A 12,519-nucleotide genomic window follows, 5' to 3' on the forward strand; every position below is an offset into this window, starting at 1 on the left:
ATATAAAGACATGAAATCATCAATTTTAGCCTTATTGTTAACTTTCTCGAGCATGACCACCATTTTTGCTCAGCGCAGCGCAGTTGCAGATAAGGAAGCTTATACCAAAATGATTACCGAGCGTTCGGCTAAAATTGTTGCCAATCTTGGGATTACCGATGCGAAGAAAAGCGAAAAAGTGACGGTAATCATCAGAGATCAGTATAGCAATTTAAATGATATTTATTCCGCACGCGATGCCCGCGTAAAAGCAATTAAAGAAAAAAACAAAGACAATAAAGTGGAACGCGATTCGGCACTGGCAAAAGATGGCCGTGTGGTAGAAGCATCATTGGCTAAACTCCATAAAAAATACATCAGTAAACTTTCTGCGCAACTAACTAATGAGCAGGTGGAACTGGTTAAAAATGGTATGACCTATAATGTGTTGCCCATCACTTACAAAGCTTATCAGGAAGAAATTTTAACGCTGACCGCAGATCAGAAAAAACAGATCCTGATCTGGTTAACTGAGGCGAGGGAGCATGCCATGGATGCAGAATCATCAGATAAAAAACATGCCTGGTTTGGTAAATACAAAGGACGCATTAACAATTACTTATCAGCTGCCGGGTACGATCTGAAGAAAGAAGGAGTAGAATGGGAGAAAAGGAGAAAAGCCAAGGCTGAAGCCAATTAAAATCAGATAAAAAAAACAAACTAACCAAATAAACTATTATGATCTTTAAAACTTTACGAAAAACCCCATGGGTTTTAATGCTACTGCTTTGTGCCTTTACGAGCGTTTTTGCCCAACAAAAACAGATAAAAGGCAAGGTGGTGGATAAAAAAGACGGGCAGCCCATACCCGGAGTCAGCGTTGGTATCCGTGGAAAAACCAACAATGTAAGTACCAATGATAAAGGCGAATTTGCCTTAGTTGCCGATCCGGCAAGTGATGTACTCGTTTTTTCTTATGTGGGTTATGTTAGGCAGGTGGTTGCCCTGGCTGGCAAATCAACTTTAGAAATCAACCTGGTTGAAGACAGTCAAAGTTTAGATAATGATGCAGTAGTAGTAATCGGTTACGGCGCCAAAAAGCGTTCAGAGATTTTGGGTTCTGTGGCCAATATTAAAGCGGAAGAAATCCAGGATCTTCCTGTACCTAATATCGCAGCCGCTTTGCGTAACAAAATACAAGGCGTTGGCGTTAACACGGTTTCAGGTAAACCAGGTTCTTCTATCACATTAAACATCCGTAATTCAACTGCTTCCGATCAATCGAAACTCTACGGCGTTACCTCCGAACCACTTTACGTTATTGATGGAATTACCGTAACCCGCGATGAATTCGACAATATCGATATCTCTATGGTAGAAGATATTTCCTTTTTGAAAGATGCTTCGGCAGCAATTTATGGCGCCTCAGGCGCAAAAGGTGTGGTTTTAGTCACCACAAAAAGGGGAAAAGCAGGTAAACCTAAAATTAGCTATACCGGTTATGTAGGTTATCAGGATAATACCAGTGATGTGAAAATGCTCAGCGCTTATGATCATGCTACTTTACTGAATGATGCCAACAAAATCAAAAATGCCCCAACTTCAGCCTTATTTTCGGATGCAGACCTGGAGGTTTTAAAAAATAATCCCAACAGAAGCTGGTTCGATGAACTTTGGAAGGTAGCCTCAACCAACCGTCATAACATCAACATTTCAGGTGGCTCGGAAACAATAACCTTTTTTGCTGGTGGTAATTATTATAATGAAACTGGTAACTACGGCGGCATTACCTATAATAAATACGCTTTCCGTTCGGGCATGAATGCCAAGATTTTTCCAGGTTTAACCGCAGATGTAACCCTAAATACCGATTTTAATAAGAAAAACAGCGATACCTATAAAAACGGCGGGGAGAACGACCAGGCCTTTTTCCAGCAGTTGATTACCACACCAATGTGGGTACCGATACAGATTGACGGTAAACCTGTAAATTACAATGGAAACACGAATCCACTGGCTGTTATCAATTCTGGAAATAACATTTACAGCAAATCGCAGGGTTTAAATATCAATGCGGCCTTAAATTATAGCCCTTCTTTTATTAAAGGCTTAACGGCCAGCGTACGTTTCGGTAAAAACAACAGGAGTGGTAGTGGTGGTCAATATATTCCGCCGTACACGGTGTACAATTTCAAAATGACCGGTCAAAACGGATTGTTGTATACCAACGAATCTACTGCAGCTATTACAGCGGTTGGTTTGGCTAACACCTTATTGTTAAAAGGTAACGATATGGCTTCAAGCTATCAAGCCATAGGATCTTTAAGTTACAACCGCCTGATCGGCAAACACTCCATCACCGCTTTAGCTGCTTTCGATCAGTCGGAAAATAACAGCGAATCGCTTTCGGTGTACTGGAGAAATCAGGTATTGCCCAATGTGAACCAATATTGGGGCTTTGACCAATCTACCTTCACCATGCAGGAAAATACCTTTGGCGAAGCTGTACAGCGTTCATTCATTACCCGTTTCAGCTACGATTTTGACAAGAAATACTTATTGGAAGCCATTGGCCGCTGGGATGCCTCCTCAAATTTCGCTCCCGGTAACCGTTGGGGCTTATTCCCAAGTTTAGGTTTGGGCTGGGTAATCAGCCAGGAAAATTTCTTTAAAGAAAACGTAAAATTTGTAAGCAATTTAAAAGTCCGTGCCAACTATGGTATGGTAGGCGAAAGCCGCGTGGATGCCCGTTTATGGCAATCGCGCTATAAAGTAGATCCGAACGGCTATTCGTACAACGAATCGATGTATGGTGGACTGAACCCATCAATTTTACCAAACCCTGATATTACCTGGGAGAAAGCCCGCACAATGAACTTAGGTTTAGATGCAGCCTTATTTAACAATAAGCTAAACATTACCTACGAATTTTACCACCGTTATTCTTATGATATGTTTGATAAAGGCAACAACGAAAACTTCCCGATGTATGCCGGCTTCGAAGCACCAATTATAAATTATCAACAGAGAACAGCTTGGGGGCACGAAATTACATTAGGTTACCGCACAAAGTTGGGTAAAGATTTCGGCATATCAACAGATGTCATGTTCGGTTTTGGTAACAGCCGTATCGACAGGATGTTTTATAACCAGTTTCAATTGTGGGATACCACTTATCCCGATCTTAAATACCAGTTTGGTACCAATCCAAATGTATACAATGCCTCAAACTATGGACTGATTTCGAAAGGAATGTTGAGGACACAGGCCGATGTTGATGCTTTATTGAACAAATACCCTACCTATACCATTAACGGATCGGTACCACAAGTAGGCTGGTTATACTATGAAGATGTTAACGGCGATGGAAAAATCACTGAAAAAGACCAGGCGCTAATGTTCAAAAGCCTTAATTCTTTTGGGGTTGGTTTTAACGTTGGCCTTACTTATAAAGCCTTTAGTTTGAATACAAATTTTGTAACCCGTTTTGGTGGAAAAGCATTTTTTGATACCAAATCTAAAGCTCCAGCAAGCACAACGATAAATGTTCCGGCTTATTGGAAAGACCATTGGACACCTGAAAATACCAATGCAGCGTTTCCACGTTTTGATGATCCTTCTATTGCTGCCGGATGGAATTCGACATTTTGGGCAAGAAGCGGCACCATGATCAGGATCAACAACATGACGTTAACTTATAAAATGCCAAGGGATTTTATGAATAAACTGGGCATTGCCGATTCGCGATTTGTATTAACGGGTAATAACCTGTGGACAATTATCAATCCTTTAGATTACAAAGATCCTTATTCATCAACCATTTATGATTACCCTACACTCAGAACCATCTCCGTAGGATTAAATATAAGCCTGTAATGCTGTACCACTCAAACCAAGCTAAAATGATTTTAAAAAATAAAACCACATTGCTGATCGGAATGATGGCGATGCTTATCTTATTCTCTTCTTCCTGCAAAAAGGATTTCTTCGATCTCGAAGATAGAAATGGAATGGACTCACGGATTTGGGACAACGAAGGTTCTATCCAGTTTCTTTTAAACGATACTTACGATGTGACTATGCCCGATTTTCCTTATGAAATAACGGCCGATAATGTAATTTACGCCAGTGATGAAGACAAATTTTCTTCTTCAGAATCGATTATGCGTAAGGCCATTGGTGTAAATGGGATTTTAACCGCTAACGATGTAAAATTTATTGCGACCAAATATCAGGGCAATAAAGGTGATAACCGCTATTTCGATATTGCACGCTGCAATGTTGCTCTAAAAGAAATACCAAAAGGAACCTTATCTCAAAGTTCTAAAAACAAGCTGCGCGGTCAGTTTTTTGCTTTAAGGGCCATTACCTATTTCCAGTTGGTAAGGCTTTATGGTGGAGTGCCTTTAGTGCTTGAACCACAGGATCCGGATAATTTAACGCTTACAGGACGTTCAAAAGCATCAGCATGTTTCCAGGTCATCGTAAACGATCTGGATTCGGCTATAAACTTGTTAAATGGTGTAACCTGGGTAGATGCTACCGAGAGGGGTAAATTTACCCGTCAGGCTGCAGCCGCGTTAAAAGCCAGGGTTTTATTGTATTGGGCCAGTCCACAGTTTAACCCAACCAATAATCCAGCGCACCCATTCGATCAAAGCAGATGGCAAAAAGCTTATGAGGTCAATAAAGAAGCTTACGATATCTGCAAAGCTGCAGGAGCGTCGTTAATGCCAAATTATGCCGATATTTTTCTTAAAGAAGGAACGGCCAATCCTGAAGCCATCATCGTTCGTTCATATTCGGCCAAACTTTCTAAAAGAGGACAAAATGTAGAACAAAAAAGCAGGCCAACAGAAGAGGGTGGCAATGCATCGGCTTTTACACCAACCTTACAATTGGTAAATGCCTATACCATGAAAGATGGTGTTCCGGTAGGGCAGGCCAGTTCTTTCACTTATGATCCGGTTGTATTTTGGGTAAACCGCGATCCCCGTTTAGACGCAACAATTGCTTATAATGGAAGTCAATGGAAATTAAGCGGTCTAGCTACCCGTAAACAATGGTGTTATAACGGTGGAATTACTGAAGCATCACCACAGGGGTTTTATTTAAAGAAATTCTGCGATCCTGATCTGGCCAAAGGCTCGGTAATTAATGCCAACGATTTTGGAGGAAACGGTTTAGACTGGGTAGAACTCCGGTTTGCTGAAGTTATTATGAATTATGCCGAATGTGCTAACGAGATTGGCAATCTGCAGGAAGCCAAAGACCTGATTAAACAGATCAGAATCAGGGCTGGCATACAACCCGGAACTAAAAATTATGGCTTAGATCTGGCTACTTCCAAAGAATTGATGCGCGACCTGATCATGAATGAACGGATGGTCGAGTTTTCTTTCGAGGGCAAACGCTCATTCGATCTAAGACGAACCCGCCGTTACCATTTATTGAGCGGCCAGATGCAGACCATCCAATGGACAGTTAAAACCGCTGCATTGAAAACCGAATTAGAAGCTGTGGGTACCAATGGTATCCGTTTTAGGGAAAATATTAACGTAAACGACCGGACTACGTTTGATAAATATTTTACAGCAACTAACGTAAATCAGGGACCTAATGGTTTTGGAATATTGGATACCTACTATTTCTTTGCCTTACCTTCAACATTTATGAATTCAAGTCCATTGTTAGATCAAACCATAGGATGGGATGGTGGAACATTCGATCCGTTGTAAATCAATATTCATCAGTAAATAAAATTTAAAATGAAAAGAAATTTAAATGTTGTTGGCCTGATCGTAATGGCAACACTTCTTTTTACAGCCTGTAAAAAAGAAACCACCAATATATTTAATATGTTTGAGGATGTTACGGTAACCTATTCGGCCAAAAGCCCTTATGCCGTAACCAGTTATAAAGATGTAAATGTAGGTGATAGTGTGTACTTAGAATACACCATCGAATCGCCGAAAACAGATATGTACGTGGCCTGTATTTTCGAAACTTCGTCGGCCATTCCCACAAAAATTGCACTGGACGATACGCAGCGCAAAAAAGCTACAGGCATCGTTAAACTAAAAATGGACACAAGGGTGGGGCTAATCTCTTACCGGATTTGGGCGTTGGATAAAGGCGGCATTTACCTGGGGGATGGATACAAAACCATTACTTTAAATGTATTGCCTGATTATAAATACTGGACATCAAGGGAGATTTTTATTCCAGATACCGTTACCAAGGTAGCCAATTCTTATATTTCCTTGACCACTGGACAACTATACAGCTACTCGAACGGTAAAGAAAATACTGACAAAATCGATCTTGGTATTTATCGTACGCCGGTAACTGCAAATGGTGTAAACGGTTATTTGTATAATGCTTATGCTTTAGATGCGAATCCGATGCCATTTACGGCCTATGATATGAGCACATGGACAAATAAACGCGCAACTTTACTTGGTGCACCAAAAACCGGACAAGCTTCAACCTTTTTAAACTTAAGAACCGGTGCGCAGATTCTTACGGCAGGTAAAAGTGCTAAACCCACACTCAAATCTATTACCACGGGATTAATACCTGGTAGTTTATTTTATTTCTTAACGCCCGAGGGTAAGTATGGCGCTTTCTATGTTAATTCCATCTCCAGCAACAATTCATCGCGCGGAGTTTTCTTAAACGTTGATGTGAAAATACAGAATTAAAATACGAAGTTTTAGATAGACAATAATGCTGTTTTTTGTTAGAATCGAGACAATTAAATTGTCTCGATTTTTTTATTTAAGAATATTTCATTTATATATGAATTAATTATATCTTGTATCGCCAAATTAAAATACTGAATGTTGTTTGTATATTTTACTTATATGTTTGATAAAATCGTATAATAAATAGCGAACATACTCGCTAAAACAGCCAGTTTTTGATTGCAACTTTGAATTACAATACTTTCTAACCAAAATATTTATCTAGATCCAAATAAAAAAAATGAGCCAAATCACATTGTGTTTTTCATCACTTTAATTTTTATAAGCATTAATTGAACTTTTTATTTTATCGATCCTAATAAAAAATACTTATAAACTGATTGATAAGGATAATTAAATACCTCAGTTACAAAAAAAATAATAAAATACAAACATTAAACTCAGGCTTATAACCAGCCTACATTATAATATTAACTAACCAAATAATAAGATGAACTTAAAATTTTTACGCAAAATTTCTTTGTCCTTGCTTTTTATTCTACTGGCAAGCACAATCCTCTTTGCCCAAGACCGAAAGATAACGGGAAAGGTTGTCGATCAGGCAGATGGACAGGGGATCCCGGGGGTAAATGTGAGCATCAAAGGTGTACCCAGTAATGTGAGTACCAATGCGGATGGTATTTATACTATTCAGGTAAAAAGCAATGCCGATGTGCTTGTATTTTCTTACATCGGCTACATCAGGCAGCAAACTCTAGTTGGTACCCAATCTACAATCAATATCAAACTGGTATCCGACAATAAAGATCTGGATGATGTGGTAATTGTGGGTTACGGTACACAAAAAAAGACCTCGCTCACCGGTTCGGTATCTACACCGAATTTGAAAAGTGTTGAAGATATACCTGCCTTAAACTTAACGGCGGCCTTAAAAGGCACAGCGCCTGGTTTAAGTGTATCTGGCGGCGCACAAAGGCCAGGGCAAGGAACAACTGTAACCATTCGTAATCCGGTGGTTTTTGCAAAAGATGGCGGTCAGGGTACCAATCCTTTATTTGTTATCGACGATATTATCAGAACACAGGCCGATTTTGATAACCTGGATATTAACGAAATAGACAACGTATCTGTTTTAAAAGATGCTGAAGCCGCAATTTTCGGGGTTCAGGGTGCAAACGGTGTTATTCTGATCAGAACAAAGAAGGGCAAGATCGGTGCGCCAAAATTTAATATCAGCAATTCACTTGGTGTATCTACGGCTACCATCATGCCTAAAATGATGAATTCATTACAATTGGGAACTTTCTCTAATGATTATACCCAGGCATCAGCGTATATACAAACTACTCCTGGAGTTCCTGTTGATAAATTTTATGATGCCGATGGATATTTGATAACAGCTGGGGTTAAAGGACCGACCAGGCTTGCCGCTTGGTACACACCAGATGAGCTGGATTATTTTTCAACACACAGTCACAATTATTTTGATGATGCTTTTGGACCTGCTTATGTTTGGCGCACAGCAGCAAACATCAGTGGCGGAAATGATAAAGTAACCTATTTTATCGGTGGCGATTTTGTAAACCAGAACAGCAATTTTAAAGGTATTAACTCTTATAAATATGGATTAAGGGCAACTGTTGAAGCAAAGCCGGCCAAAGGACTGGTTACCTCTTTATCATTAAACACCAATGTGGGTTATAACAGAAGTTATTGGTATAAATTAACCAGTACATCCGAAAGTTTGGATAACGATGCTGCATCATTACAAAATGTTCAGCCTTGGCAGGAATATTTCATCAATGGTAATCCAGTGGTAATGGGGGGAAGTAATACGGGTGGTAATGATAACATCAATTTCTTCGCCATCCAAAATTCAAACAACTATACTGGAGGCACCAATACCTCGACTAATATTTTAGCTAAAGTTACCTACGAAATCCCGGGTATAAAAGGATTGATGGCTACGGCAACATTCAACAAAAACTTAAATTCGGCCAATAACAAGCAGTTCGGTACATCATTTGTTTACTATAAATATGCTGGTTTAGGAGCCAACAATCATATTCCAGGAGGAGCATTAGTAGGTACATTTAGTGTTTTAAACGGCGATAAAGTACGTTTAACCCCAAATTTTGCAGATTCTTATCAGTTAAACGCAGGTTTAACTTATAGCCGCTCGTTTGGCAAGCACAATATTTCGGCATTGGCTTTGGTAGAACAGCGCGAGCAAAATAGTGAAGGAGTAAATGCAGAAGCAACCGGGATGGTAGCCGGGGCTTTAGATTATCAATCATTTGCGGTGGGTGCTTCAAGTTCAAATCAATCCTCAACCGTAAGTCAATTTGGTTTCCAGGCCTTGATTACCCGTGTAAATTACGATTACGATCAAAAATACCTATTACAATTGATTTACAGGGCCGATGGTAGTTCAAGGTTTGCACCAGGAAATAACTGGGGACATTTCCCCGCTGCATCAGTAGGTTGGGTAGCTAATAAAGAATCTTTCCTGGCTAACGCAAAATGGCTCGATTTGTTAAAATTCAGGACTTCGGTAGGTTTATCGGGCGTTGATAATACTAAAGCTTATCAATATTTAGCCAATTATAATCTGGGCACAGGAAGCTCTGGTGGTGCTGTTTTTAATGGTAACGATTCAAGAACGATTGCGATTAAACCCAATCTGGCCATTCCAAATGTGGATGTAACCTGGAACAAAGAGCTTAAAACTTCGTACGGTGTAGATATGGCTTTCTTAAAAAACCGCCTTTCTTTTACAACTGAATACTATTGGAACCACGGTACTGATATCTTAACTTCTTTAAGCTCATCCGTGCCAACAACAATCGGTGCCACCACGCCAACTGAAAATTATACTAATGCCAATACATTTGGTTGGGAGTTCTCATTAGGCTGGAGGGATAAGATCGGTAAAGATTTTACTTATGGTATTAGTCCATTCTATACCTGGATGGATAACAAAATGTTGAAAGTTGATCAGGCAGCTTCGATTATCGGTACGGTAGAAGATGTTACCGGAAGATCATCTGATTTAGGAGTTTTTGGTTATAAATCTTTGGGCATTATCAGAACACAGGCCGAGGCAGATGCAATTATCGCAGAACGTGCCACTGCAGCCGGTGGTGCAGCCAATGTTAAAATATTTGGACAGCCTTTACAGCCTGGTATGATCAATTATGAGGATATAAACGGGGATGGGGTGATTAGTACCGATAAAAAAGATCAGTCTTTTATAAAAAGCAGGCAGAATAACCATAATGCATTAGGTTTAAACTGGAATGTGGGTTATAAAGGAATTGTACTGAACGTAATTATGGGCATGTCGTGGGGCGGATGGACCACAATAGATGGTTTAAAACCAGCCAACCAGTCGAGCTCGTCAACAGGTGCATCAATTTATGATAACAGGGCAGTGTACTGGGTAGATCACTGGACACCAACCAATACTAACGCGGCATACCCTAATCCTTTCTTCCGAACAAATTTTGAAGTAACATCCGATTTTTGGTTGGTTAAAGCAACCAGCTTCAGCATCAGTAGTATTAATTTAAGCTATAATGTTCCAACCAATATCGCGAATAAAGTAGGAATGTCAAGCTTGAGGCTATATGCCGTTGCTACCAATCCGGTTCAGTTTATCAACCCTTTTCCAGGCAAATACAGAGATTTACAAACAGCTTTATATTCCTATCCAACGTTAAAAACTTGGTCATTCGGATTAAATGTTGGTTTTTAAAATATAGAAAAATGAAAAAGATATTCATCATAACTGCATTAAGCTTAGCCGTATTTTCGCTAACGAATTGCAAAAAGGTTTTAGAAAAACAAGATGTTGGTAATTTTACTGCCGATCAGATTTTTAACGACTCAACCACTGTAAAATTAAATGCTGACTACCTATACAGTCAAAATCAACCTGGTTGGTTTGGCACTACAGGTGGTTCTGTTCACTCTGCAGGTACTTATAACCTAACGGAAGAAAGCCAGGGAAGCAACAATTTTGTTTTAGGTACATTAACCATCGAAAGTGTAACCGATATAGGTACATCGGCAAGTGCAAATCCTGCTTATACCAAAATCAGGGTAATCAATACTTTCTTGCGAGATGTTAATGCCGGTACACTCGATCTGGCTGTAAAACGCAGATTTGCCGCCCAAGCTTATTTCTGGAGGGCTTTCAGGTATTTTGAACTGGTAAAATTATATGGTGGCGTGCCTTTAATTTTGGTTCCACTTGGTGCCGTTGGCGATGAGGCAAAACAAGAAGCATTGGTTCCCCGCGCCAAAACAAGTGCGGTTTTCGCACAGATTAAAAGCGATCTTGATTCTTGCATTAAATATCTTCCGGCAAAATGGCCTAAAACAGCCGATTATGGACGGATTACTTCTGGAGCAGCTGCAGCATTTCTTGGCCGTGTATTGTTAACTTATGCCAGTCCACAGTTTAATCCTAATAACGATATTGCCCGTTGGCAGGCTGCTTACGATGCAAACAAAAATGCAGTAAACATATTATCTGCAAATGGTTTTGCACTTTACCCTAAAATAGATTACACCATGTGGACTACAGAAGGTGCAGCAAATACAGAAGCTGTATTAGTTACAGGTTACAATAACTCATCAGTAGATGCAAATGCCAATAATAACACCTTCGATAATGGTGCAAGGCCCAAATCAGTTTCTGGTGGTGGCTCGTTTACGCCTACTTACGAAATGAGTTTAGCTTTCCCAATGGCTGATGGTAAACCTGCCAATACTTCATCAAAATATCCATATTCAATGGCTACCTTTTATAAAAACAGAGACCCAAGATTTTATACCACGCTTGCCTATAATGGCGGTACCTGGGGTTCAGTTTTAGGAGGTAACCGTTTATGGACATATTATTACTACACCGCTACCTCGGGTAATGCCAATAAAACTACAGAGGCCGTAGCGGCTAGCAATACGGGCTTCTACCTGCGTAAAGGGGTTGATGAAACGAAAACTTCTCCAACAACCTTTATGGGTACAGATTGGATCGAAATACGTTATGCCGAAGTATTACTGAATTTAGCTGAATCTGCCGCTGAACTTAATAAACTAGCTGTTACTGACGAAGCCTATGCAAACTTGATTGCCATCAGAAAAAGAGCTGGTATTGAGGTAGGTACAGATGGTTTATATGGCTTAACAGCCGGAATGGGAAGAACCGATCTTGTTGCCGCTGTTATGAGGGAGAGACAGATTGAACTGGCTTTTGAAGGTAAAAGATTTTGGGATCTGAGAAGAAGAAAATTGCTGGAATCTACTTTAAATGGTACAAAACGAAATGCTTTGATTATTCAGCTGAACAGGAGCGGTACACAGACTACTGATTATATTGCACTAACCAGAGAAGCCTCTGCGGCAAATTCTTTAGATGCATTATATGCTTCTAGCTTTACATTATCTTTAAAAGCATTAGATAACCAAAATATCAATTTCCAGGCGGGAAACTATTTTTATGGCATACCAACACTATCCATAAACAATAATATCAATTTACAACAGAATAATACCTGGGGTGGTCCATTCGATCCGCTTCAATAGATATTTCAATATCTTCGGGGTGGTTTGCTCACCACCCCATTTTTTTATTTGGTTTGGAAAAAGGGGACATTAATTTGTTTCCTTTTTTTTTATTTAAGAATGTTACATTTATATATGAATTTTATTCCTATCTTGTAACATGGCTGCGAGAATGAATTTAATTTGTTACAGGCATTTTTACCAATTGATAAGATGATACAATAGATAGCCAAAATTATACATTAAACAGCTGCTTTTTGCA

At 39.6% G+C, this 12,519-nt stretch carries 6 protein-coding genes; all 6 read left to right on the forward strand.

Annotated elements, in window-relative coordinates; genetic code table 11:
• Window positions 1-10: 10 nt before the first annotated feature.
• The 6 genes from FHT21_RS08350 to FHT21_RS08375 all read left to right on the forward strand — a co-directional run bounded on the left by FHT21_RS08350 (window position 11) and on the right by FHT21_RS08375 (window position 12,278).
• Complete coding sequence (locus tag FHT21_RS08350) at window positions 11-679, forward strand: DUF3826 domain-containing protein (protein ID WP_167294235.1); 669 nt, start codon at window positions 11-13, stop codon at window positions 677-679.
• A gap of 77 nt (window positions 680-756) precedes the next feature.
• Window positions 757-3,855, forward strand: coding sequence for a TonB-dependent receptor (locus tag FHT21_RS08355; RefSeq protein WP_243853916.1), 3,099 nt, complete (start codon window positions 757-759; stop codon window positions 3,853-3,855).
• A gap of 26 nt (window positions 3,856-3,881) precedes the next feature.
• Complete coding sequence (locus FHT21_RS08360; RefSeq protein WP_167294237.1) at window positions 3,882-5,717, forward strand: RagB/SusD family nutrient uptake outer membrane protein; 1,836 nt, start codon at window positions 3,882-3,884, stop codon at window positions 5,715-5,717.
• 30 nt (window positions 5,718-5,747) lie between these two features.
• On the forward strand, window positions 5,748-6,683 hold the full coding sequence (locus tag FHT21_RS08365; RefSeq protein WP_167294238.1) for a hypothetical protein: 936 nt from the start codon (window positions 5,748-5,750) through the stop codon (window positions 6,681-6,683).
• A gap of 493 nt (window positions 6,684-7,176) precedes the next feature.
• Window positions 7,177-10,443: a SusC/RagA family TonB-linked outer membrane protein gene (locus FHT21_RS08370; protein ID WP_167294239.1), complete on the forward strand. Its 3,267-nt coding sequence runs from the start codon at window positions 7,177-7,179 to the stop codon at window positions 10,441-10,443.
• A gap of 11 nt (window positions 10,444-10,454) precedes the next feature.
• A complete protein-coding gene (locus tag FHT21_RS08375) occupies window positions 10,455-12,278 on the forward strand; it encodes a RagB/SusD family nutrient uptake outer membrane protein (protein ID WP_167294240.1) in 1,824 nt (607 codons plus the stop codon).
• The last annotated feature ends 241 nt before the right edge of the window (window positions 12,279-12,519 follow it).

This window comes from Pedobacter sp. SG908 (assembly GCF_011759615.1).
Lineage (GTDB): Bacteria > Bacteroidota > Bacteroidia > Sphingobacteriales > Sphingobacteriaceae > Pedobacter > Pedobacter riviphilus.

Excerpts from the sequence above, each read along its gene's own strand:
- FHT21_RS08350 (WP_167294235.1), top strand. The coding sequence starts at position 11 with ATGAAATCATCAATTTTAGCCTTATTGTTAACTTTCTCGAGCATGACC.
- FHT21_RS08355 (WP_243853916.1), top strand. The coding sequence starts at position 757 with ATGCTACTGCTTTGTGCCTTTACGAGCGTTTTTGCCCAACAAAAACAG.
- FHT21_RS08360 (WP_167294237.1), top strand. The coding sequence starts at position 3,882 with ATGATTTTAAAAAATAAAACCACATTGCTGATCGGAATGATGGCGATG.
- FHT21_RS08365 (WP_167294238.1), top strand. The coding sequence starts at position 5,748 with ATGAAAAGAAATTTAAATGTTGTTGGCCTGATCGTAATGGCAACACTT.
- FHT21_RS08370 (WP_167294239.1), top strand. The coding sequence starts at position 7,177 with ATGAACTTAAAATTTTTACGCAAAATTTCTTTGTCCTTGCTTTTTATT.
- FHT21_RS08375 (WP_167294240.1), top strand. The coding sequence starts at position 10,455 with ATGAAAAAGATATTCATCATAACTGCATTAAGCTTAGCCGTATTTTCG.